This is a genomic window from Streptomyces sp. NPDC057743 (genome assembly GCF_042798755.1).
Taxonomy (GTDB): domain Bacteria; phylum Actinomycetota; class Actinomycetes; order Streptomycetales; family Streptomycetaceae; genus Streptomyces.
In genome coordinates this window covers 141,898-164,917 of the sequence record NZ_JBHVJX010000011.1, presented here as the reverse complement: position 1 = coordinate 164,917, position 23,020 = coordinate 141,898, and the positions used below count along the sequence as shown (strand labels likewise).

At 69.8% G+C, this 23,020-nt stretch carries 21 protein-coding genes; 11 read left to right on the top strand and 10 right to left on the bottom strand.

What is annotated here, in order from left to right; translation table 11 throughout:
* The first annotated feature begins 142 nt into the window (after positions 1 to 142).
* Entirely contained in the window at positions 143 to 1,618 is a 1,476-nt protein-coding gene (locus ACFVFQ_RS15160) for a CCA tRNA nucleotidyltransferase (protein ID WP_383414793.1), read from the top strand.
* A gap of 155 nt (positions 1,619 to 1,773) precedes the next feature.
* Here the strand turns inward: ACFVFQ_RS15160 and ACFVFQ_RS15155 are convergent, their stop codons facing one another.
* The 4 genes from ACFVFQ_RS15155 to ACFVFQ_RS15140 all read right to left on the bottom strand — a co-directional run bounded on the left by ACFVFQ_RS15155 (position 1,774) and on the right by ACFVFQ_RS15140 (position 5,674).
* Positions 1,774 to 2,397, bottom strand: a complete 624-nt coding sequence (locus ACFVFQ_RS15155) for a hypothetical protein (RefSeq protein WP_383414790.1) — start codon at positions 2,395 to 2,397, stop codon at positions 1,774 to 1,776.
* A gap of 126 nt (positions 2,398 to 2,523) precedes the next feature.
* Positions 2,524 to 3,783, bottom strand: a complete 1,260-nt coding sequence (locus ACFVFQ_RS15150; protein ID WP_383414787.1) for an MFS transporter — start codon at positions 3,781 to 3,783, stop codon at positions 2,524 to 2,526.
* A 77-nt stretch (positions 3,784 to 3,860) separates the two neighbouring features.
* The gene (locus ACFVFQ_RS15145) at positions 3,861 to 4,943 is read right to left on the bottom strand and encodes an inositol-3-phosphate synthase (RefSeq protein WP_383414785.1); all 1,083 of its coding nucleotides are present in this window, start codon (positions 4,941 to 4,943) and stop codon (positions 3,861 to 3,863) included.
* Positions 4,944 to 5,002: 59 nt separating this feature from the next.
* Positions 5,003 to 5,674, bottom strand: coding sequence for a helix-turn-helix transcriptional regulator (locus ACFVFQ_RS15140; protein WP_383414782.1), 672 nt, complete (start codon positions 5,672 to 5,674; stop codon positions 5,003 to 5,005).
* Positions 5,675 to 6,404: 730 nt separating this feature from the next.
* Here ACFVFQ_RS15140 and ACFVFQ_RS15135 point away from each other — a divergent pair.
* Both ACFVFQ_RS15135 and ACFVFQ_RS15130 read left to right on the top strand, forming a co-directional pair.
* Complete coding sequence (locus ACFVFQ_RS15135) at positions 6,405 to 8,687, top strand: transglycosylase domain-containing protein (protein ID WP_383414780.1); 2,283 nt, start codon at positions 6,405 to 6,407, stop codon at positions 8,685 to 8,687.
* A 122-nt stretch (positions 8,688 to 8,809) separates the two neighbouring features.
* Positions 8,810 to 10,291, top strand: coding sequence for a glycosyltransferase family 87 protein (locus ACFVFQ_RS15130; RefSeq protein WP_383414777.1), 1,482 nt, complete (start codon positions 8,810 to 8,812; stop codon positions 10,289 to 10,291).
* A gap of 82 nt (positions 10,292 to 10,373) precedes the next feature.
* On the opposite strand, the gene ACFVFQ_RS15125 is transcribed toward ACFVFQ_RS15130, so the two are convergent.
* From ACFVFQ_RS15125 to ACFVFQ_RS15115, 3 genes are all read right to left on the bottom strand, one after another.
* Positions 10,374 to 11,405 (bottom strand): alanine racemase, encoded by a 1,032-nt coding sequence (locus ACFVFQ_RS15125; protein ID WP_383414774.1) that lies wholly within the window; start codon positions 11,403 to 11,405, stop codon positions 10,374 to 10,376.
* 61 nt (positions 11,406 to 11,466) lie between these two features.
* Positions 11,467 to 12,585, bottom strand: coding sequence for a lipid II:glycine glycyltransferase FemX (locus ACFVFQ_RS15120; protein WP_383414771.1), 1,119 nt, complete (start codon positions 12,583 to 12,585; stop codon positions 11,467 to 11,469).
* Positions 12,586 to 12,721: 136 nt separating this feature from the next.
* Complete coding sequence (locus ACFVFQ_RS15115; protein ID WP_383414769.1) at positions 12,722 to 13,039, bottom strand: hypothetical protein; 318 nt, start codon at positions 13,037 to 13,039, stop codon at positions 12,722 to 12,724.
* A 230-nt stretch (positions 13,040 to 13,269) separates the two neighbouring features.
* Between ACFVFQ_RS15115 and rpsF the strand changes: the two genes are divergently transcribed.
* The 4 genes from rpsF to rplI all read left to right on the top strand — a co-directional run bounded on the left by rpsF (position 13,270) and on the right by rplI (position 15,063).
* On the top strand, positions 13,270 to 13,560 hold the full coding sequence (rpsF, locus tag ACFVFQ_RS15110; protein ID WP_383414766.1) for a 30S ribosomal protein S6: 291 nt from the start codon (positions 13,270 to 13,272) through the stop codon (positions 13,558 to 13,560).
* Between the two features lie 82 nt (positions 13,561 to 13,642).
* Complete coding sequence (locus ACFVFQ_RS15105; RefSeq protein WP_274914620.1) at positions 13,643 to 14,236, top strand: single-stranded DNA-binding protein; 594 nt, start codon at positions 13,643 to 13,645, stop codon at positions 14,234 to 14,236.
* A 125-nt stretch (positions 14,237 to 14,361) separates the two neighbouring features.
* Entirely contained in the window at positions 14,362 to 14,598 is a 237-nt protein-coding gene (gene rpsR, locus ACFVFQ_RS15100) for a 30S ribosomal protein S18 (protein ID WP_003978893.1), read from the top strand.
* A gap of 18 nt (positions 14,599 to 14,616) precedes the next feature.
* Positions 14,617 to 15,063 carry a 50S ribosomal protein L9 gene (gene rplI, locus ACFVFQ_RS15095; RefSeq protein ID WP_383414761.1) on the top strand — a complete coding sequence of 149 codons (447 nt, stop codon included), beginning with the start codon at positions 14,617 to 14,619 and terminating at the stop codon, positions 15,061 to 15,063.
* Positions 15,064 to 15,145: 82 nt separating this feature from the next.
* On the opposite strand, the gene ACFVFQ_RS15090 is transcribed toward rplI, so the two are convergent.
* Together ACFVFQ_RS15090 and ACFVFQ_RS15085 are read right to left on the bottom strand one after the other, a co-directional pair.
* On the bottom strand, positions 15,146 to 16,012 hold the full coding sequence (locus tag ACFVFQ_RS15090; RefSeq protein WP_383414758.1) for a trypsin-like serine peptidase: 867 nt from the start codon (positions 16,010 to 16,012) through the stop codon (positions 15,146 to 15,148).
* A 40-nt stretch (positions 16,013 to 16,052) separates the two neighbouring features.
* A complete protein-coding gene (locus ACFVFQ_RS15085) occupies positions 16,053 to 17,390 on the bottom strand; it encodes an MATE family efflux transporter (protein WP_383414755.1) in 1,338 nt (445 codons plus the stop codon).
* A 460-nt stretch (positions 17,391 to 17,850) separates the two neighbouring features.
* Here ACFVFQ_RS15085 and dnaB point away from each other — a divergent pair, with 460 nt between their 5' ends.
* The gene (gene dnaB / locus ACFVFQ_RS15080) at positions 17,851 to 19,329 is read left to right on the top strand and encodes a replicative DNA helicase (RefSeq protein WP_383414752.1); all 1,479 of its coding nucleotides are present in this window, start codon (positions 17,851 to 17,853) and stop codon (positions 19,327 to 19,329) included.
* A 23-nt stretch (positions 19,330 to 19,352) separates the two neighbouring features.
* Here the strand turns inward: dnaB and ACFVFQ_RS15075 are convergent, their stop codons facing one another.
* Positions 19,353 to 20,294 (bottom strand): beta-ketoacyl-ACP synthase III, encoded by a 942-nt coding sequence (locus ACFVFQ_RS15075; protein ID WP_383414749.1) that lies wholly within the window; start codon positions 20,292 to 20,294, stop codon positions 19,353 to 19,355.
* A gap of 108 nt (positions 20,295 to 20,402) precedes the next feature.
* Here ACFVFQ_RS15075 and ACFVFQ_RS15070 point away from each other — a divergent pair, with 108 nt between their 5' ends.
* The 3 genes from ACFVFQ_RS15070 (at position 20,403) to ACFVFQ_RS15060 (ending at position 22,986) form a co-directional block, all read left to right on the top strand.
* Positions 20,403 to 21,029, top strand: a complete 627-nt coding sequence (locus tag ACFVFQ_RS15070; protein ID WP_383414746.1) for a TetR/AcrR family transcriptional regulator — start codon at positions 20,403 to 20,405, stop codon at positions 21,027 to 21,029.
* Positions 21,030 to 21,103: 74 nt separating this feature from the next.
* The gene (locus ACFVFQ_RS15065) at positions 21,104 to 22,246 is read left to right on the top strand and encodes a MerR family transcriptional regulator (RefSeq protein ID WP_383414743.1); all 1,143 of its coding nucleotides are present in this window, start codon (positions 21,104 to 21,106) and stop codon (positions 22,244 to 22,246) included.
* Between the two features lie 35 nt (positions 22,247 to 22,281).
* Positions 22,282 to 22,986 carry a hypothetical protein gene (locus ACFVFQ_RS15060; RefSeq protein WP_383414741.1) on the top strand — a complete coding sequence of 235 codons (705 nt, stop codon included), beginning with the start codon at positions 22,282 to 22,284 and terminating at the stop codon, positions 22,984 to 22,986.
* Positions 22,987 to 23,020: the final 34 nt, after the last annotated feature.

Here is a 23,020-nt window from a genome sequence, read left to right as displayed (position 1 = left end):
TGCGTCCACGAATGGTAACGAGGCCCGGCGTGCCGTAGTGCCGGGGACTGCGCCACATGATCATGACGGTGGGATCTGGTGGCCGCTGTCCCCTTTATTAACGTGGCGCCGCGAGCCGCGCGGCCACGTACCCTTTTCTGTTGTGCCGAACGCCAACAATGACTTCCCCACCACGCGGTCCGAGCAGGCTCCGCAGTCGACGAACGCGCTGAACCACGTGCAGCGCCGTGCCGTGAGCGAGCTGCTGCGGGTTTCCCCCGTCGCGGACGACCTGGCCCGTCGCTTCCAGGAGGCCGGGTTCACGCTTGCCCTGGTCGGCGGGTCGGTCCGGGACGCGCTGCTCGGCCGGCTCGGTAACGATCTGGACTTCACCACCGACGCCCGTCCCGAGGACGTGCTGAAGATCGTCCGGCCATGGGCGGACGCGGTCTGGGAGGTCGGCATCGCCTTCGGCACGGTCGGCTGCAAGAAGGACGCGTTCGACATCGAGGTCACGACCTACCGCTCGGAGGCGTACGACCGCACCTCGCGCAAGCCCGAGGTGTCCTACGGCGACTCGATCGAGGACGATCTGGTCCGTCGGGACTTCACGGTCAACGCCATGGCGGTGCTGCTTCCGCAGAAGGAGTTCGTCGACCCGCACGACGGTCTGGAGGACCTGGCGGCCCGCGTGCTGCGGACTCCGGGGACGCCGCAGGAGTCGTTCTCCGACGACCCGCTGCGGATGATGCGGGCGGCCCGCTTCGCCGCGCAGCTGGACTTCACGGTGGCGCCCGAGGTCGTCGAGGCGATGACGGCGATGGCGGAGCGCATCGAGATCGTCTCCGCGGAGCGGGTGCGCGACGAGCTCAACAAGCTGATCCTGGCGCCGAATCCGCGCAAGGGCCTGCGGCTGCTGGTCGATTCCGGGATCGCCGACCGGGTGCTGCCGGAGCTGCCCGCGCTGCGTCTGGAGAGCGACGAGCACCACCGGCACAAGGACGTCTACGAGCACACGCTGACGGTGCTGGAGCAGGCCATCGACCTTGAGGACGACGGGCCCGACCTTGTGCTGCGGCTGGCGGCGCTGCTGCACGACATCGGCAAGCCGAAGACGCGGCGTTTCGAGAGCGACGGTCGGGTCTCCTTCCACCACCACGAGGTGGTCGGGGCAAAGATGACCAAGAAGCGCATGACCGCCCTGAAGTACTCAAACGACATGATCAAGGACGTTGCGCGCCTGGTGGAGCTGCATCTGCGGTTCCACGGGTACGGCACGGGCGAGTGGACGGACTCCGCGGTCCGCCGCTACGTCCGGGACGCCGGCCCGCAGCTGGACCGCCTGCACAAGCTGACCCGCTCGGACTGCACCACGCGCAACAAGCGCAAGGCGGCCGCGCTGTCGCGGGCCTACAGCGGGCTGGAGGAGCGCATCGGTCGGCTTCAGGAGCAGGAGGAGCTGGACGCGATCCGTCCGGACCTGAACGGCAACGAGATCATGGAGATCCTCGACGTCGGCCCCGGCCCGCAGATCGGCAAGGCGTACAAGCACCTGCTGGAGCTGCGGTTGGAGCACGGTCCGATGGACCGCGAGGCGGCGGTGGCCGCTCTCAAGGAGTGGTGGGCGACGCAGAGTTGAGGCGCCGGAGCCCGTGGCGACCGTGAAACCGGCGGTGTTTCACGTGAAACCGGGCGAAGTGCAACGGGGCGGTGTTTCACGTGAAACGCGGCGGCAGAGGCTCTGCCGTTTCACGTGAAACACCGCCCCGCGGTGCAAGTGGGCGGATTCCGCGGCTACTTGACGTCCTGGAGGCAGAGCACGAACCGGGTGTCGGAGGCCCGGCGGCGGTGCTGGACCTCCGAATAGGCCCTCGTGCCGCTGGGGCAGAGCGAGACGTCCGTGGTGTCGGTGTGGACGGACTTCACCTTGTACTTGGCCTCCGCCGTACCGCAGTCCACCACCTTGAGATCGGGCTTGATCTCGTTGCCCTCGTTCTTCATGCAGTCGCCGGCCTTGGCGGTGTCGGCGTCGTGCCAGCTGCTCACCCAGGCCACCCCGATGACGACCAGGCCCACGACCACGACGATGCCCTTCAGGATCGCCTTGGGCGACCGGCCTTGGCGGGCCGGCGGCGGGGGCACGGGAGCCCCGTTCTGCAGGAAGGGCTGCTGCGGCGCCTGCGGATAACCCTGCGGCTGCTGCTGGCCGTACGGCGGCTGCGGTTGCTGGGGGTAGGCGTATCCGCCCTGGGGCGCGGGCCCGCCCTGCGGCTGCCCGCCCGGAGGCGGTCCGTAGCCGGCCTGTGGCGGCTGGGGAGGCTGCGGGTAGGGAGGCTGGCCGTACGGCTGCTGTCCGTATGGCTGCTGCCCGTACGGGGGTTGGCCGTACGGGTTCTGCCCCTGCGGAGGCGTGGTCATGGGAAGTTCCCCCGAAATCTGGTGTGCCCAGACGTGCGGTGTCCGGGCGCGTGAAGTACGCCCGTAAGGTATCTGCTCCGCTGGGGCGCCGTATCGGCGCGGGTGTTGGATGCCGGCGGAGAGTGTTCAGCGGCGCACGAAGCGGACCAGGGCCGCGGCGACCACCGCGTAGAGCGAGGCGACCACGACGATCAGGACTACGGACCGGCCGTCGGGCGGCAGCATCAGGGCGGCGACCGCGGCCGCGCCGACGAACGCGACGTTGAACAGCACGTCGTAGATGGCGAAGATGCGGCCGCGGAAGGCGTCGTCGACCGAGGACTGGACCACCGTGTCCGTGGAGATCTTGGTCCCCTGGGTGCCCAGGCCGAGGACGAAGGCGGCCACCAGCATCGGCGCCGGGCGGAAGAACAGCCCGAGTGCGGGTGCCAGGACCGCGCCCGCCGCGGCACAACAGGCCATCCAGCCGAAGGGGCCGAGCCGTTCGACCGCCCAGGGGGTGACCACCGCGGCCGCGAAGAAGCCGGCTCCCGACACGGCGACGGTCACCCCTAGCAGCGCCAGCCCCTCGGACGTGGTGCTGGACCAGGCGTACCGGCACAGCATCAGCACCATGACCGTCAGCGCGCCGTAGCAGAAGCGGACCACCGTCATGACGGTGAGCGCGCTGGCCGGGGTGGGACGGGCGGCGAGATGGCGCAGGCCCTCCACGAGCCCGCGCACGGTGCTCAACAGGGCGTCTTTCAGATGGGGTTGGAGCACCGAGGGGTCCGGCCCGAGGAGCTGTGGGGTCATCCGCAGGGCGGTGAGGGCGGAGCAGAGGTACAGCCCGGCGGCCAGCAGCACCACGAGGCCGTCCACACTCGTGCCGGCCAGTCGGAGCGCGAAGGCCAGCCCGCCGCCGGCCGTCATGGCGAGCGTTCCCGCCGTGGGGGAAAGGGCGTTGGCCATCACGAGCTGGTGCAGGCCGTCGACCACGCGGGGCAGGGCGGCCGAAAGTCCCGCCAGGACAAAGCGGTTCACGGCGGTCACGCACAGCGCGGAGACGTAGAAGAGCCAGTCGGGGACCCGCACCGCGATCAGCACCGCGGTGAGTGCGGCGAGCAGGGCGCGCAGGAGATTGCCGTGGAGCAGGACCTGCCGCCGGCGCCAGCGGTCGAGCAACACCCCGGTGAACGGCCCGAGAAGGGAGTACGGCAGCAGCAGGATCGCCATGGCGGAGGCGATCGCCTCGGGGGACGCCTGTTTCTCGGGCGAGAAGATGACGAAGGTGGCGAGCGCCGCCTGGAACACCCCGTCGGCGGCCTGCGAGAGGAGCCGCACGGCCAGGAGCGAACGAAAGTCGCGCAGCCGGAGTAATACGCGGAGATCGCGCACAACATGCATGAGGCACAGCCTCACACAGCCCGCCGGCCTCCGGGAGGAATAACCGGAGGCCGGCGGTGGGAGGGGGCGGGACGCGCTTAGCGCTCGACCTCGCCGCGGATGAACTTCTCGACGTTCTCCCGCGCCTCGTCGTCGAAGTACTGCACCGGCGGCGACTTCATGAAGTACGAGGAGGCGGAGAGGATCGGGCCGCCGATGCCCCGGTCCTTGGCGATCTTGGCGGCGCGCAGCGCGTCGATGATGACGCCCGCGGAGTTCGGGGAGTCCCAGACCTCCAGCTTGTATTCGAGGTTCAGCGGGACGTCGCCGAAGGCGCGGCCCTCAAGGCGGACATAGGCCCACTTGCGGTCGTCCAGCCAGGCCACGTAGTCGGACGGGCCGATGTGGACGTTCTTCTCGCCCAGTTCGCGGTCGGGGATCTGGGAGGTGACCGCCTGCGTCTTGGAGATCTTCTTGGACTCCAGGCGCTCGCGCTCCAGCATGTTCTTGAAGTCCATGTTGCCGCCGACGTTCAGCTGCATCGTGCGGTCCAGGACGACGCCCCGGTCCTCGAAGAGCTTGGCCAGCACGCGGTGCGTAATGGTGGCGCCAACCTGGGACTTGATGTCGTCACCGACGATCGGCACGCCGGCCTCGGTGAACTTGTCCGCCCACTCCTTGGTGCCGGCGATGAAGACCGGGAGGGCGTTGACGAAGGCGACCTTGGCGTCGATGGCGCACTGCGCGTAGTACTTCGCCGCGTCCTCGGAGCCGACGGGGAGGTAGCAGACCAGGACGTCGACCTGCCGGTCCTTGAGCACCTGGACGATGTCGACCGGGGCCTGGTCGGACTCCTCGATCGTCTCGCGGTAGTACTTACCCAGGCCGTCGAGGGTGTGGCCGCGCTGGACCTGGACACCGGTGTTCGGCACGTCGCAGATCTTGACGGTGTTGTTCTCGCTGGCGCCGATGGCGTCCGCGAGGTCGAGGCCGACCTTCTTGGCGTCAACGTCGAAGGCGGCCACGAACTCGACGTCGCGGACGTGGTATTCGCCGAACTGCACGTGCATGAGGCCGGGCACGCGGCTGTCCGGGTCGGTGTCCTTGTAGTACTCGACGCCCTGTACCAGCGAGGCGGCGCAGTTGCCCACGCCGACGATGGCTACGCGAACCGAACCCATTCCGGTTGCTCCCTGTGATCTCGATGAGGACCTGGAGGGCAGGGCCTCATGTGGTGGTGTCATTCGGACGGGTCCGGCCGGGAACCACCCCGGTGCCGGGGCAGGCCGCCCGTGTCTCCTGACTGGTTGTTCTTGTCCTGCGCTGTGGAGTCCTCCGGTGCGCGCTGCTCGCGCCCGGTGCGCTCGCTCTCGATGAGCTCGTTGAGCCAACGGACCTCGCGCTCCACGGACTCCATGCCGTGCCGCTGCAGTTCGAGGGTGTAGTCGTCCAGGCGCTCGCGGGTCCTGGCCAAGGAAGTGCGCATCTTCTCCAGGCGTTCCTCCAGCCGGCTGCGGCGGCCTTCCAGCACGCGCATCCGCACATCCCGAGACGTCTGGCCGAAGAACGCGAAGCGGACACCGAAGTGTTCGTCCTCCCAGGCGTCCGGCCCGGAGTGGCTGAGCAGTTCCTCGAAGTGCTCTTTGCCCGCCGGGGTCAGCCGGTAGACGATCTTGGCCCGGCGTCCGGTGAGCGCCGTGGCGGGAACGCCCTCCGGGGCGCCACCCGTTTCCTCGACGAGCCAGCCGTTCGCGACCAGCGACTTGAGGCAGGGGTAGAGCGTGCCGTAGCTGAAGGCGCGGAAGACCCCGAGCGAGGTGTTGAGCCGCTTGCGCAGTTCGTAACCGTGCATCGGGGATTCCCGGAGCAGACCGAGGACGGCGAATTCGAGGATGCCGGAACGCCTGCTCATCCTCCGCCTCCTAGGCCCTGTGCGGTCTTTATCTCGCTCTGATGTATCGAGTCGATACATCCAGACGATAGAACGGGGCCCTGGGCGGAACAAGAGGTCAGACGGTGAACGGCGTCACATCACTTATTCGTGCGACGCAACCTGACTGTTTTGGAGTGAATTTCAACACTGGGCAGGTTTTGGCCGTGCGTAGTCTGTGCGGCATGCAGACTGCCGGGAACCGTGGGCCTATACGTGGCGTCCCTGACCTCGGTGTAGTGCGGCCCGCGCGTCAGGAACGGGCCGTGCACTGGGGGGACCTGAAGCCAACTGCCGCCTTCAGGCGACGAGAGAGCGCGCCTGTCCGAGGAGTATTCGTTCCATGAGCGAGCACCGTCGCAAACCACCCCAGCCGCAAGGTGGCGGGCGTGCCGCTGCCAGACGCGCCGCACAGCCTTCCGGGCGCCGCGCTGCTCCGTCGCGCACCGATGACACCACCCCGCTGACGCCCCAACCGCGGCCGGGTGGCCGCGCCGAGGCCCGTCGGGCCGCCCAACGGGGCGGCCGACGCAAGGCGTCCGACTCCACAGCCATGGCGTCCGGTGGTGGCGTCGGCCAGGGCGGCGGTCGCCGTGGTGGTGGTGGCGGTGGCGGTGAAGGGGGTCGCGGGCGAGGCCGTGGCGGCGGAAAGCCGCCCAGGAAGCGCTTCATTGACTACCCGCGTGCCAACCACACCGGTTGGCGGCGGTGGATGCCGTCCTGGAAACAGGTGGCCAGCATCTGCGTCGGGACCGCCGCCCTGATCGTCGGCGCGGCCGGCGTCGGGCTCGCGATGGTGCAGGTGCCCAACGTGAACAAGGCCGCCAAGTCGCAGAACAATGTCTACCTTTGGTCCAACGGCAAGGTCATGGCCCGCGACGGCGAGACCAACCGTCAGGTGGTCGGGATCAGCGAGATCCCGATGTCCATGCAGAACGCGGTGATTTCAGCGGAGAACGCCTCGTTCCGGAGCGACCACGGCGTCGACCCCATGGGTATCCTCCGGGCCCTGGTCAACATGGCCCGGGGCGGTGACACCCAGGGCGGCTCGACCATCACTCAGCAGTACGTCAAGAACGCGATGCTGAGTCAGGAACAGACCATTGACCGGAAGTTCAAGGAACTGTTCATCTCGATCAAGGTCGGCTGGAAGCAGACCAAGCCCGAGATCCTGCAGGGCTACCTGAACACCAGCTACTTCGGTCGCGGTGCCTACGGGATCCAGGCCGCGGCACAGGCGTACTACGGCAAGGACGCCTCCAAGCTGGACCCGAGCGAGAGCGCCTTCCTGGCCTCCGTACTCAAGGGCGCCAACCTCTACGACCCGTCGGGCGGCATCGGCGCGAACGCCACGCCCGCCCTCAACACGGCGCGGGCCAAGCAGCGTTGGGCCTGGATCCTCGACCGCATGGTCGCCAACAAGCACCTGTCGCAGGCGGACGAGGCCAAGTACAAGGCCAAGGGCTTCCCCACCCCGCTGAAGCCGAGGCCGGTGGCGAGCAAGGGCGGTCAGATCGGTTACCTGATCGACGTCGCCAAGAAGTACGTCCTCAAGAACACGGACATCAGTGAGGCCCGCTTCGACAAGGGCGGCTACACGGTCCAGACGACCTTCGACGAGAAGAAGACCAAGGAACTCGCCGCCGCGGTGCAGAAGGTCAACGACCGCTACATCGACCCGAAGAAGCGTCCGGACAAGGACAAGTACGTCCAGTTCGGCGGCGCTTCGGTGGTGCCGGGCGACGGCCGGATCGTGGCGCTGTACGGCGGCGAGGGCTACGACAAGGGGCACTTCAGCAACAACGCCGACACCTTCGGCGTGCCGGTCGGCTCGACCTGGAAGCCGTTCGTCCTCTCCGCGGCGATGAAGTACGGGAAGGCCGGGAGCGGCCAGCCGATCTCGCCGGACAGCAAGTACAACGGCGACGACCACCTCAAGGTGAAGAACGCGGACGGCTCGTATGTGCTGAAGAAGGACGGTTCGCCCTTCTACCAGGTGAACGAGAGCAACTACCCCTGGGGCTACATCTCCTTGCGGAAGGCGATGGAGCAGTCGGTCAACACCCCGTTCGTCCAACTCGGCATGGACGTCGGCATGGACAAGGTGCGGTCCATGGCGCAGGCCGCCGGCATCTCGCAGTCCAGTTTCGACAAGAACCTCAACCCGTCGTTCGCACTGGGTACTTCGACGCCGAGCGCGATCCGGATGGCGGACGCCTACGCCACCTTCGCCTCCTCCGGTACGCAGGTGGAGCCCTACTCGGTGACCAAGGTGGTCTCCGAGGGCAAGGAACTGCCGGGCTTCGACAAGCCGACTCCGAAGTCGAATGCGATCGACGCGAACATCGCCAACAACGTCACCGACGTGCTGCAGAACGTGATCAAGAACGGCACCGGCAAGAACGCCCTGAAGTTGGGCATGCCGGCCGCGGGCAAGACGGGTACCACGGACGAGAACAAGTCGGCCTGGTTCGTCGGCTACACCAAGCAGTTGTCGACCGCCATCGCCATGTTCCGCGAGGACGCCCAGAACCCGCGCCAGCTGTCGATGAACGGCGTCGGTGGCTTCGACTCGATCCACGGTGGCGCGCTGCCGACCGAGGTGTGGACGCAGTACATGATGCAGGCGATGGAGGGCATGAGTCCGCAGCCGTTCCCGGAGGCCCAGCCGATCGGGCAGGTCATCAACGAGCCCGGCATGCCCACCCCCACACCGACGCCCACGCCGAGCGCCACGCAGTCGCCGAGCCCGACGGCCACGCCCAGCCAGAGCGCCACTCCGACGGGCAGTGGCAGCCCGACGCCGACCAAGAGCTGCTCTCCCTGGGACCTGCACTGCAAGGACCACGGAGGCAACGCCGGGACGACCGGCGGAGGCCCGGGCGGACCGGGTGGTGACACCGGTGGGACGCCTCCCGGCACCCCCGACCCGACCAACGGCGGGGGCACCGGCGGAGGCATCTTCGGCGGGCCCACCGGAGGTGAGACGGGCTGAGCGTTTCACGTGAAACGTTGACGCGTTTCACGTGAAACATGGCTCGACGAAGCCCCCGACCCGGCGCGACCGGGCGGGGGCTTCGTCGCGTTCGTCCCCGGTCCGTACGGCAGGATGGGGCCATGACGAGCCTGCGACAGGACGAGCCCGTTCGGCCGACGAAACGGGATGAGGTGGCCGCGGCCGGCAGCGAGCTGGTCGGCGGGCCGATCGGCCGGCGCGCCCTGCTCGGGGCGCACTGGCTGACGCCGGTGCGGGTGGTCGTGCTCGTCGCCCTCGGCATGTTCGCGCTCGGCATGGTGCAGAAGCTGCCCTGCTACAACGGCGGCTGGTTCTTCGGCGCCACCAGCCAGTACGTCCATGCCTGCTACTCGGACATCCCCCACCTCTACTCGGGCCGGGGCTTCGCCGACGGCCTGATCCCGTACTTCGACAAGCTGCCCGGGGACATGCAGTACCTGGAGTACCCGGTGCTGACCGGGCTCTTCATGGAAGTCGCGTCGTGGCTGACCCCGCACGGCGGGGCGATCCAGGGCCGGGAGCAGATCTACTGGCTGGTCAATGCCGGCATGCTGATGGTCTGCGCGGCCGTCATCGCGGTCTGCGTGACCCGGACCCACCGGCGGCGTCCGTGGGACGGGCTGCTGGTGGCCCTGGCGCCGGCCTTCGCCCTCACCGCCACCATCAACTGGGATCTGTTGGCGGTCGCCCTGACCGCCGCCGGCATGCTGATGTGGTCGCGCAGTCGCCCGTTGGCGGCCGGCGTCCTGATCGGGCTGGCGACCGCGGCGAAGCTCTATCCGGTGCTGCTGCTGGGCCCGCTGCTGGTGCTGTGCTGGCGGGCCGGGACCTGGCGCGCTTACGGGCGGACCGTCCTCGGCGCGGTGGTCTCCTGGCTGGTGGTGAACCTGCCGGTGATGATCGCCCACGACGCCTCCGGCTTCCACATCCGCGAGGGCTGGGCGAAGTTCTACACCTTCAGCCAGGAGCGGCCGATCGACTTCGGCTCGCTCTGGCTGCTGCTCTCCCAGCGCACCGGCAACCCGCTGGAGAACGCCAACCTCTACGCGACGCTGCTGATGATCGTCGGCTGCGGCGCCCTCGCGCTGCTGACGCTCTACGCTCCGCGCCGGCCGCGCTTCGCCCAACTCGCCTTCCTGGTCGTGGCGTTGTTCATCCTCACCAACAAGGTCTACTCGCCGCAGTACGTCCTGTGGCTGATCCCGCTGGCCGCGCTGGCCCGGCCGCGCTGGCGGGACTTCCTGATCTGGCAGGCGTGCGAGGTCATGTACTTCCTGGGGATCTGGCTGTACCTGGCCTACACCGGCAACGGCGACAAGCACCAGGGGCTGCCGCCCGAGGGCTACCAACTGGCCATCGCCGTGCACCTGTTGGGCACCCTCTATGTGTGTGCCCTGGTCGTCCGGGACATCCTGATGCCCGAGCGCGACGTGGTCCGCAGGGACGGGGACGACGACCCCTCGGGCGGTGTCCTGGACCGCAGCCCCGATGTCTTCGTCCTCGGGGGGACGGCCCACGAGCCGCGGCACGCGGTGCGCTTCGAGGCGACACCGCGGGTGCGCTGGGGCGTCGCCCGGGACTGAGCGGCGGAAAAGCATCGGGGGCCCGGTGCCGCGGAGAGTTCCGCGGCACCGGGCCCCTGACGTTGTGTGCGGGCCGGCCGGCTCAGCGGTCCACGACGCGGTCGTACTGCGTGGTCGTGTGCCGCAGATGGGCCACCAACTCCTCGCCCACCTTGGGCTCGGGGGCGTCGCCCGGGACGAAGAGGATCGACACCTGCATGTGCGGGGGCTCGGCGAACCAGCGCTGCTTGCCGGCCCAGACGTACGGCGCCAGGTTGCGGTTGACGCTCGCCAGGCCGGCGCGGGCCACGCCCTTGGCGCGCGGCATCACCCCGTGCAGCGCCTTGGGCGACTCCAGGCCCACGCCGTGCGAGGTGCCGCCGGCCACCACGACGAGGTAGCCGTCCGAGGCCGCCTTCTGCTGGCGATAGCCGAACCGGTCGCCCTTGGCGACGCGGGTGACGTCGAGGACCGAGCCGCGGTACTCGGTGGCGTCGTGGTCGCCGAGCCAGAGCCGGGTGCCGATCCGCGCCCGGAAGCGGGTCTGCGGGAACTGCTGCTGGAGCCGGGCGAATTCATCCGGCTTGAGGTGGCTGACGAACATGGTGTGCAGCGGGAGGCGGGCGGCGCGCAGCCGGTCCATCCACCCGATGACCTCGTCGACGGAGTCGGAGCCGTCGGTGCGGTCCAGCGGCAGGTGGATCGCGAAGCCCTCCAGCCGGACGTCCTCGATGGCCGCGGCCAGCTTCGGCAGGTCCTCCGGCTGGACGCCGTGCCGCTTCATGCTGCTCATGACCTCGATGACGACACGGGCGCCGACCAGCCCGCCCACGCCCTCGACCGAGGAGACCGAGCGGATCGCCCGGTCGGGCAGCGGCACCGGCTCCTCGCCGTGCCGGAAGGGCGTCAGCACCAGCAGGTCGCCGCTGAAGTAGTCCTTGATCCGGGCCGCTTCGTAGGTCGTGCCGACCGCGAGGATGTCGGAACCGAGTCGGGTGGCCTCCTCGGCGAGGCGCTCGTGGCCGAAGCCGTAGCCGTTGCCCTTGCAGACCGGGACCAGCCCGGGGAACTGCTGGAGAACGCTCTGCTGATGCGCCCGCCAGCGCGCGGTGTCGACGTAGAGGGTGAGCGCCATGGCCGGCCCGGAACCTTTCTCGTGGGGGTGTGTCAGGAGTACGGACGGTGCGAAGGAGCGGTCAGCGACGCGACATGTAGATGTCGAGCGCCTTGTGCAGCAGCTTGTTGAGCGGGAAGTCCCACTCGCCGAGGTACTCCGCCGCCTGCCCGCCCGTGCCGACCTTGAACTGGATCAGGCCGAAGAGGTGGTCGTTCTCGTCCAGCGAGTCGCTGATGCCGCGGAGGTCGTAGACCGAGGCACCGAGCGCGTGGGCGTCCTGGAGCATCCGCCACTGCATCGCGTTGGAGGGCCGCACCTCGCGGCCGATGTTGTCCGAGGCGCCGTACGAGTACCAGACGTGCCCGCCGACGACGAGCATGGTCGCGGCGGAGAGGTTCACGCCGTTGTGGCGGGCGAAGTAGAGCCGCATGCGGTTGGGGTCCTCGGCGTTGAGGGCGGACCACATGCGCTGGAAGTAGCTGAGCGGGCGCGGCCGGAACTGGTCGCGCTTCGCGGTGATCTCGTAGAGCCGCTGCCACTCCTCCAGGTCCTGGTAGCCGCCCTGGACAACCTCGACGCCGGCCTTCTCGGCCTTCTTGATGTTGCGGCGCCACAGCTGGTTGAAGCCCTTGTGGACCTCTTCGAGCGGCCGGCCGTCCAGCGGGACCTGGAAGACGTAGCGGGGCTGCACGTCGCCGAAGCCGGCGCCGCCGTCCTCGCCCTGCTGCCACCCCATGCGGCGCAGCCGGTCGGCGACCTCGAAGGCGCGCGCCTCGATGTGGCTGGCCTCGACGTCCCGCAGCCGCTTGACGTCGGGGTTCTGGATGCCCGCCTTGATCGCGGCGGAGTCCCAGCGGCGGATGACCACCGGCGGGCCCATCTTCACGGAGAAGGCGCCCTGCTGCTTGAGGTGGCCGAGCATCGGCTGCAGCCACTCCTCCAGGTTCGGCGCGTACCAGTTGATGACCGGGCCCTCGGGAAGGTAGGCGAGGTACCGCTTGATCTTGGGCAGCTGGCGGTAGAGGACCAGACCGGCGCCGACCAGCTCGCCGGACGCGTCGAACCAGCCCAGGCTCTCGGACCGCCACTCGGCCTTGACGTCAGCCCAGGCCGGGACCTGCATGTGGCTCGCCGCGGGCAGGCTCTGGATGTATGCCAGATGCTGCTCTCGACTGATGGTCCTCAGGGTCAGGCTCATGCGGGGCGCTCCTCGGCTGGTGTGTCCCCATGGTCGGGGCTCCGGCTCTCGCGCCGAAGCCTACTGTGACCCGGGAGCGCCCCGTTTGGGCCGTACGGGACCAGGCCCCGTATAGCCGCCAGCGCGACGGTGCGGACTAGCCGATGACGCCGCCGAAGAGGCCGCCGTGGGCCAGGCCGATGTAGAACCCGACGCCCGCCGCGCCGAGCCCGATGATCAACAGGAAGCGCTCCGCCGTCGTGGAGGAGATGTACTGGCCCCACAGGCCCGTACCGATCCCGATCAGGCCCACCCAGGAACTGACCAGGTGGAGGCTGGGGGAGAGTGCGGTGAAGGCGGCAATCGCTCCGAGGACGAGGGTCACGACCGCGAAGGTGTTCTCTACGGGATGGGCTTGGCCGTCGCTGTTGAGGATCGCGAGCAGATTCCGCTGGGTCCGTGCTGCCTGTGCCATACGGCACCTCCCACTGACGAGGCGGCGCACTGTAACGCCGCTCACACCCGTTGTGTTCCAGATTGCGGGGTCCGGTGGGCGGATTTCAACCGGAAGCGCGGAGGCAGGTACTCTGTACGGTCTGCGCCCATGTCTGCCCGGATACACGGGTCGGCGGGCGCGGAAACGCATCACGACCCTCCTGCCACGGAACGACCGTGGCCGCTGAGTCCAAAGGAGGTGGGTTCACCATGCGTCACTACGAGGTGATGGTCATCCTCGACCCCGATCTGGAGGAGCGCTCCGTTGCCCCCCTGATCGAGAACTTCCTCTCCGTCGTCCGCGAGGGCAACGGAAAGGTCGAGAAGGTCGACACCTGGGGCCGTCGTCGTCTCTCGTACGAGATCAACAAGAAGCCCGAGGGCATCTACTCGGTCATCGACCTGCAGGCCGAGCCTGCGGTCGTCAAGGAGCTCGACCGTCAGATGAACCTGAACGAGTCGGTTCTTCGGACCAAGGTCCTCCGTCCCGAGACCCACTGAGCGCGTACGCGTCCAGCGGTAACCGGGTTCGAGTAGCAGCAACACCAGCAGCCAGCAGCACACCCGCCGAGAGGTTCCCCTAATGGCAGGCGAGACCGTCATCACGGTCGTCGGCAATCTTGTCGACGACCCCGAGCTGCGCTTCACCCCGTCCGGTGCGGCGGTCGCGAAGTTCCGCGTCGCGTCCACTCCCCGCACCTTCGATCGCCAGACCAATGAGTGGAAGGACGGCGAGAGCCTGTTCCTGACCTGCTCGGTGTGGCGTCAGGCGGCGGAGAACGTCGCCGAATCCCTTACGCGGGGTACCCGCGTGATCGTCCAGGGCCGTCTCAAGCAGCGGTCCTACGAGGATCGCGAGGGCGTGAAGCGCACGGTCTACGAGCTCGACGTCGAGGAAGTGGGCGCGAGCCTGCGGAACGCCACGGCGAAGGTCACCAAGACCAGCGGTCGCGGTGGCCAGGGCGGCGGCTTCGGCGGCGGCCAGCAGGGCGGCGGCCAGGGTGGCGGCGGCTGGGGCGGCGGCCCCAGCGGCGGTCAGCAGGGTGGCGGTGCTCCGGCCGACGACCCGTGGGCCACTGGTGGTCCCTCTGGCGGTGGCCAGGGTGGCGGCGGTGGCTGGGGCGGTGGCTCCGGCGGCTCCGGTGGCGGTGGCTACTCGGACGAGCCGCCCTTCTAGGTCCGGCGATGCGTTACTCCGTCGGTGTTTCACGTGAAACGGCGTGTTTCCCGTGGCACGGGGCGGAGAGCGGCCGGGGCCTGAGGGCGTCAGCACACACTTCTTGAACTCACTGGAGAGAGACAATGGCGAAGCCGCCTGCTCGCAAGCCTAAGAAGAAGGTTTGCGTGTTCTGCAAGGAGAAGATCTCCTACGTCGACTACAAGGACACGAACCTGCTGCGGAAGTTCATCTCCGACCGCGGCAAGATCCGTGCCCGCCGGGTCACCGGCAACTGCACTCAGCACCAGCGTGACGTCGCCACGGCCGTGAAGAACAGCCGTGAGATGGCGCTGCTGCCCTACACGTCCACCGCGCGATAAGGGAAGGGTGACTGACACATGAAGATCATCCTCACCCACGAGGTCTCCGGCCTCGGCACCGCCGGCGACGTCGTTGACGTCAAGGACGGGTACGCCCGCAACTACCTGGTTCCGCGCGGTTTCGCGATCCGCTGGACCAAGGGTGGCGAGAAGGACGTCGAGCAGATCCGCCGCGGTCGCAAGATCCGCGAGATCGCCACGATCGAGCAGGCCAACGAGGTCAAGGCTCAGCTTGAGGGCGTCAACGTGAAGCTGGCCGTGCGTGCCGGCGAGGCCGGCCGCCTGTTCGGCTCGGTCACCCAGGCCGACATCGCCTCGGCGATCAAGGCCGCCGGTGGTCCGGACGTCGACAAGCGCCGCGTCGAGGTCGGTTCGCCGATCAAGACCCTGGGCGCGCACCAGATCTCGGTGCGTCTGCACGCCGAGGTCGTCGCGAAGCTGGGCGTCGAGGTCGTCGCCGCCTGAGCGTAGTTCGCAGCGAACGCCGAAGGGCCGTACCCCCTCGCGGGGTACGGCCCTTCGCGTTGCGCGGGCGGGCTGAGCGCGGTCAGTCCTCGTCCTGGGCGCGCTTGTAGAGCTTGGCGATGTCGTCGTCGAAGTACGCGGCGTAGGAGACGTCGTCCTGGTCGCCGCCGCCCTCGTGGCCGCCGAGGACGCCGATGACCGTGCCGGTGTGGCTCTTGGGGTCGTAGTCGGCCAGCCAGGGGCTGCCGCTGGTGCCGCCCTCGAAGTCGGTGCACTGGATGCGCATCTGGGTGTCGCTGAACTTCGTGGCGCGGTTCTGGCAGGAGATCGGGGTGTCCCGGCTGGTGGGGTAGCCGGTGATCTTGACCTCGTTGTCGAAGCCGCGGTCGATGCCGAGGGTGTTGCCGCCGAGGACGTCCTGGATCTGCTTGCCGTCCTTGGCGTCGAGGCTGAGGAAGGCGACGTCGAGGTCCTCGTCCTGCGACGTGGCCCAACGGTCGTCCACCACAACCTTGTTGACCTTCCACAGGCCGGTGGGCTCGTCGCCGTTGCGGTAGTCCGGGGCGAAGACCAGGTCGTCCACCGGCTTGCCGGTGTCCGCGTCGAAGGCGCAGTGGGCCGCGGTGATCAGCATGTTCCGGCCCGGGCTCTGCACCACGCTCGCGGTGCAGAAGTGGGCGCCGTGGTCGTCCTTCTCGAAGACCGCGCCGATCCGGCCGTTCTCCTCGGTCCTGCGCGGGGTGTAGGCGTTGCCGTCCTGGGGCGGGGCGGAGGCGGTCGGGTCCTGGTCCTGGGGCGGCCCGCCGGGCGCGCCGGACTTGCCGTAACCGGCGGGGCCACTGCCGGCTCTGCTGTGGTGGTTCTCCTCCGCGGCGTAGCCCACCACTGCGGCTGCCCCGACGATGACGAGCGTCAGGGGCAGGACGGATTTCCTGGCAAGCGAGCGCACAAGGTCATTATCTGTGCGGGGCCGGAATTCGGCAGGTGCTTCATCGCGAGGCCCCGGTCACAATCCACCGTCCTGATCGGGTACGCACCCAGAGCGTCAGCATCCGGACGGTCATCATGAGGGCCATCGCCCACCACACGGCGACCAGGCCGCCGCCGAGGGCCGGGACGGCGAGGGCGGCCGGGACGAAGACGGCCAGCGTCACCACCATCGCCCCGGCGAGATAGGGCCCGTCCCCCGCGCCCATGAGGACGCCGTCGAGGATGAAGACGACGCCCGAGACCGGCTGGGTGACCGCGACGACCAGGAGCGTGGCGAGCAGCGGGTGTTGGACGGCGGGGTCGGTGGTGAAGAGGGGGATGAAGAGCGGTCGGGCGAGCGCCACCAGCACGCCGAGGACCACTCCGGAGGCGATGCCCCACTGCACCATCCGGCGGCAGGCGGCCCGGGCGCCGTCCTCGTCCCCGGCGCCGAGGTAGCGCCCGATGATGGCCTGCCCGGCGATGGCGATGGCGTCCAGGGCGAAGGCCAGGAGGGACCAGAGGGACAGCACGATCTGGTGGGCGGCGACCTCGGCGTCGCCGAGTCGGGCGGCGACGGCGGTGGCGATCATCAGCACCGCGCGCAGCGAGAGGGTGCGGATCAGCAGCGGAACGCCGGCCTGGGCGCAGGCCCGGATCCCGGCGGCGTCCGGGCGGAGTGAGGCACCATGGTGGCGGGCGCCGCGGACCACGACGACGAGGTAGGCGGCGGCCATGCCGCACTGGGCGATCACGGTGCCCCAGGCGGAGCCGGCGATGCCGAGGCCGGCGAGGTAGACCAGCCCGGCGTTGAGGGCGGCGTTGGCGGTGAAGCCGCCGACGGCGACATAGAGCGGGGTCCTGGTGTCCTGGAGGCCGCGCAGGACTCCGGTGGCGGCGAGCACCACCAGCATCGCGGGGATGCCGAGCGCGCTGATCCGCAGGTACGTGGTGGCGTACGGGGCGGCGGCCGGGGAGGCGCCGAAGACCTCGACGAGCCAGGGGGCGGTGGGCAGGACGACGGCGATGACGGCCGCGCCGAGGAGCAGGGCGAGGTAGATGCCGTCCATGCCCTGGCGTATCGCCGCGGGGAGGTCGCCGGCGCCGACCCGGCGGGCGACCGCGGCGGTGGTGGCGTAGGCGAGGAAGACGAAGACCGAGACGGCGGTCGTGAGGAGAGCGGCGGCGACGCCGAGGCCGGCGAGCTGGCGGGTGCCGAGGTGGCCGATGACGGCGCTGTCGACCATGACGAAGAGCGGTTCCGCGACCAGGGCGCCGAAGGCCGGCAGGGCGAGCGCGATGATCTCGCGGTCATGGCGGCGGGGGGCACGCCGTGGCGTCGCGGGGGCCGATGTCATGAGCGGCAATCTAATCGTCCACAGGTAACAGATGCAACTGTCTTGTGATCCTTACTTTCCGCTGTGCGGAGGTGCCTTCTGTGTGGCGTTCGCGGTGATCATGAACAGGTTGCCGAAGTTTTTCTCCCCCACAGCCTATGGATGAGAAAAGCCCAGGTCAGAGGGGTGTGGATGGCGTGATTGTGTGCTTGTCCACAGAAGTTTCCCCCGGCCCGTGCACAGGATCCGGGGACTTCTCCACAGCTATGGGGCGGTCATCCACACGGCCTGTGGATAACCAGATTGGCGGACGGTGCGCGCGGGCCTACCGTGGTCCGGCGCCCGCCGCCTGTTCCGGCCAGGAAACCTCGTCCGAACTCGACGCGCCGTAACCGGAGTCGGGCAACTTGATTGTCAGAGCTGTGCCGTAAGAAAGAACCGCACAGCAAGGTCCGCGTCGCGGACGGGAGGAGGTGCCGGGGTGAGTATTCCCGAGCCCATGGAAGACCCCTGGGCCGACTCCGGTCCGAGCGACCTGCTGCCGGCCGCCCGCTCCCGTCGCGGCGAGGGCAAGGGCCGGGGCCGCGGCGACCGCCCGGACCGGGACGACGAGGGCGGCGGCTCCTGGTCCGGCGGCTTCGAGCGCGTCCCCCCGCAGGACCTCGACGCCGAGCAGTCGGTGCTCGGCGGCATGCTGCTGTCCAAGGACGCCATCGCCGATGTCGTCGAGGTGCTCAAGGGCGAGGACTTCTACCGTCCCGCCCATGAGCTGATCTACCAGGCGATCCTCGATCTGTACGCCAAGGGCGAGCCGGCCGACCCGATCACCATCGCCGCCGAGCTCACCAAGCGCGGCGAGATCGGCCGGGTCGGTGGCGGCTCGTACCTGCACACCCTGGTGCAGTCCGTTCCGACGGCCGCCAACGCCGAGTACTACGCGGAGATCGTCCACGAGCGGGCCGTGCTGCGCCGCCTCGTCGAGGCCGGCACCCGGATCACGCAGATGGGATACGCCGCCGACGGCGACGTCGACGAGATCGTCAACAAGGCCCAGGCGGAGATCTACGCCGTCACCGAGCAGCGCACCAGCGAGGACTATCTGCCGCTCGGCGAGATCATGGAGGGCGCGCTCGACGAGATCGAGGCGATCGGCTCGCGCCAGGGGCAGATGACCGGCGTGCCGACCGGCTTCACCGATCTCGACGCGCTCACCAACGGCCTGCACCCGGGCCAGATGATCGTGATCGCGGCCCGTCCGGCCATGGGTAAGTCGACGCTGGCGCTGGACTTCGCGCGGGCCTGCTCGATCAAGAACAACCTGCCGAGCGTGATCTTCTCCCTCGAAATGGGGCGCAACGAGATCGCGATGCGTCTGTTGTCCGCCGAGGCCCGGGTCGCGCTGCACCACATGCGGTCCGGCAGCATGACCGACGACGACTGGACGCGGCTGGCGCGCCGGATGCCGGACGTCTCGGCGGCGCCGCTCTACATCGACGATTCGCCGAACCTCTCGATGATGGAGATCCGCGCCAAGTGCCGCCGGCTGAAGCAGCGGAACGAGCTCAAACTGGTCGTCATCGACTACCTCCAGCTGATGCAGTCCGGCGGTTCCAAGCGCGCCGAGAGCCGTCAGCAGGAGGTTTCGGACATGTCCCGAAACCTCAAGCTGCTGGCCAAGGAGTTGGAGCTCCCGGTCATCGCGCTCTCGCAGCTGAACCGTGGTCCCGAGCAGCGCACGGACAAGAAGCCGATGGTTTCTGACCTGCGTGAATCCGGTTCCATCGAGCAGGACGCCGACATGGTGATCCTGCTGCACCGCGAGGACGCCTACGAGAAGGAGTCGCCGCGGGCCGGCGAGGCCGACCTGATCGTGGCGAAGCACCGTAACGGTCCCACCGCGACGATCACCGTGGCCTTCCAGGGCCACTACTCGCGCTTCGTGGACATGGCGCAGACCTGAGCCGAGCGGGTGCCCGGCGGTCCTCAGGGGCAGCTGACGACCTGGCCCGCCCAGGAGAGGCCGCCGCCGAAGCTGAGCAGCAGGACGGGGGCGCCGGCGGGGATCTCCCGGCGTTCGACCAGCTTGGCGAAGGCGAGCGGGACGGAGGCGGCCGAGGTGTTGCCGGAGTCGATGACGTCCTGGGCGATGACGGTGGTCTGTGGCAGGTCGAGCTGGCGGACCACGGCCTCGATGATGCGCAGGTTCGCCTGGTGGGTGACGACGCCGGCGAGGTCGGCGGGGGCGATCCCGGCCCGGCGGCAGGCTTCCCTGGCCAGGTCCGGGAGCGCGGTGGTGACCCAGCGGAAGACGGTCTGGCCCTCCTGGGCGAAGCGCGGGTGCCAGTCGTCGAGCAGCCGGACCGCGTCCGCGCGGGTGGGGTCGGAGCCCCAGACCACCGGGCCGATGCCGGCCTCGTCGTCGGCGCTGAGGACCGCGGCGCCGGCGCCGTCCCCGAGCAGGACGCAGGTGCTGCGGTCGGTCCAGTCCGTGACGTCGGACATTTTCTCCGCTCCGATGACCAGGGCGTGCCGCGCGGCGCCCGCCCGGACGGAGTGGTCGGCCGAGGCCAGGGCGGTGCAGAAGCCGGCGCAGCCGTTATTGAGGTCGTAGGCCACCGCGGTGGGGATGCCGAGGCGGCCGGCGACCTGGGCCGCGATGGAGGGGCAGCGGTCGATGGCGGAGCAGGTCGCAACGGTGATCAGGCCGATGTCCGCGGGGGCGAGGCCGGCCGCGGCGAGTGCCTTGGCCGCGGCGCCGTGGGCCAGGTCGGTCACCGACTCGGTGTCGGCGATCCGGCGGGTGGCGATGCCGGTGCGGCGCCGGATCCACTCGTCGCTGGTGTCGACCATGCCGGCCAGGTCGTCGTTGGTGAGCACGCGGGACGGCTGGTAGTGCCCCAGGGCGGCGATACGGGTTCCCGGCACGTTGGACTCCTCGGTTCGCGGTGGTGGTGCGGTGCACTGCTGGTGGCCCGGGAATATAGCAACCGAACGGTCGGAAGTTAAAGCCGGGTCGGCGGCTACGATGGCGCCATGAGCCCACGGAAGTCCGTCGCCGAGGCCCGCAGAACGCGGGAGCGGATCGTCGAGCGCAGTGTCGCGATCGCCTCGGTGGAGGGGCTGGAGGGGCTGACGATCGGGCGGTTGGCGGCCGACCTTGAGATGAGCAAGGCGGGGGTGCTCGGCCACTTCGGCACCAAGCAGGCGCTCCAACTGGCCGCGTTGGAGGGGGCGTCGGCGATCTTCTCCCGGGTGGTGTGGGAGCCGGCCGCGGACGAGAAGCCGGGGCTGACCCGGCTCCGGGCTATCTGTGAGGGCTGGATCAGGTATCTGGAGCGCGAGCGCGGCGCCTTTCCCGGCGGCTGTTTCTTCATCACCGCCTCGGTGGAGTTCGACGCCCGCGGCGGTCCGGTGCGGGACACGGTGGCCCGGCTCTTCCTGCTGTGGCGGCGGCGCCTGGCCCAGGAGGTGCGCACCGCGGTCGGGCAGGGCGAACTGCCGCCGGACACCGACCCCGAGCAGGTCGGGTTCGAGGTGGTCGGCATCTATCTGGGGCTCAACCAGGCGGTCCAGCTGGCCGCCGACCCGTCGGCGGCGGACCGCGCCCGACGGGCCCTCGACCGGCTCCTGGCGCCCATGGACGCGGCCGGGCGGGGCTGACCTCGTGGCCCGGCCGCTGGCGGTTTGACCTTCGAGTTGACCTTCGAGTTGGTCGAAGCCCGACAATCGCGGACATGGACGACGGGGAACTGTTGGGCATCGGCGCGTTCGCCCGATGCGTGGGGCTGACGCCGAGCGCACTGCGCTTCTACGACGACTGCGGGGTGCTCCGACCGGACCGGGTGGACGCCGCCACGGGATACCGGCGCTACGGGTCCGGGCAGGCGCAGCGGGCGGTGCAGCTGCGGCAACTGCGGGCGGCCGGGCTGCCGTTGGTGGACGTGGAGACTGTGCTCGACGGGCCCGAGGACGCGGCCCGGGACGTGCTGCGGGCGCATCTGGAGCGGACCCGGCGGGCGGCCGACGAGGCGCGGGCCGTCGTGGAGGGCTTTTTGCGCGAGGCGTCCGGGCACCCGGAGCGGTCCGCCGGCACGGTGCGGGCGCGGGTGGACGGGCCGGAGCTCGCCAGCGCGGTGCGGCAGGTGGGGCCCGCGGCGGCGACCGGCGGGGCGGCGGCCGAATTCCCGGTGCTGGGGTGCGTGCTGCTCGAACTCGCCGACGGGGAAGTGCGGTTGGTGGCCACCGATCGCTATCGGCTGGCGGTGCGGGTGCTGCGGCCGGAGGTCTGCGAGGGCGGTCCGTTGCGGGTGCTGATCGCGGCGGACCGGGCGCGGCGGATGGCCGAGTGGGCGGTGCGGCAGTCGGCGGTGGAGGTGGAGTGCGCCTCGGCCGCGGCGGACGCTCCGGGCGTCGCGCGGGTCCGGCTGCGGAGTGGCCGGGCGTGCTGGGACGTCGAGGGGCCGGCCGGCGGAGTCGAACCGGGGGATTTCCCGGACTACCGGCTGATGCTGGCCGGGTTGGCCGCCGCCCGGCATCGGGTGATCGTGGACCGGGTCGGGCTGCGGGACGCGGTGGCGGAGCGGAGCGGCGGGCCGGCGTCGTTGGCGTTCGGACCGGACGCGGGGGGCACCGCGGACGGGGCGGTGGAGGTGCTGGAGGTGTCGGGCGGGGAGGCCGGGCCCGTACGGCTGCGGGCGGTGCGGACCGGGCCCGAGGTGCGGTTGGCCTTCGATCCGGCAGTCCTGGTGCCGGTGTTGGAGGCGGGCGTGGGGCCCGACGTGCTGCTGGAGGTCGCGGGGGCGGACCAGCCGGTCGTCGTCCGTTCCGCGGACCAGGGGAGTTTCACGACGGTGGTGATGCCGGTGCGGGACCGCTGAGGGAGCCGAGGAGAACCGGAAGGCGGGAGCGGGCGATGGCTGAGGGGGAGAACGGGCGGATGGATCCGGAACTGCCGGTGGTGCGGCTGTGCGTGGCGGGCATGCGGGCCGAGGCGGAGGGGCGCCCCGGGGTGGCACGGGAGCTCTTCCGACAGGCGTGGGACGGGGCGCGCGACGACTACGAGGCGTGCATCGCCGCGCACTACCTCGCGCGGCACCAGAACTCGGCGGAGGAGACGCTGCGTTGGAACCGGGAGTGCCTGGGCCGCGCCGACCTGGTCGGGGACGAACGGGTGCGGGGCTTCTACCCGTCGCTGTACATCAACCTGGGGAACGCGCATCGTGAGCTCGGCCAACGCGCCGCTGCGCACCGGTACTTCCTTCGCGCGGCCGAGCGGGCGGCCGAGGCGCCCGAGGGACAGTACGGCGACTGGAACCGCTTCGCCATTGCGGAAGGGTTGCGCGAGACCGCGGGCGACGGGGAAGAGGTGGCCGCGGGACACGGGAGCGTGGCCGTGGGGGTTGAGGAGCCCCTGCGGGATCTGTTCGCGCGTTGGTGCGAGCGGGGCGATCTCAAGGCGCTGGGGCTGACGTTGCCGGCCTTTCTGGGCTTCTTGGGAACGGACCAGGACCGGGCGCGGCTGCGGAGCGCGCTGCACATGGTGCGTGCCGGGCGCTGGCTCCCCGAGGCTGAACAGGCCGCGCTTCAGGGGGTGTTGGGAGCGCTGGAGGTCTCGTGATGGCGTGCGCCGGGCGGCGTTTCACGTGAAACGG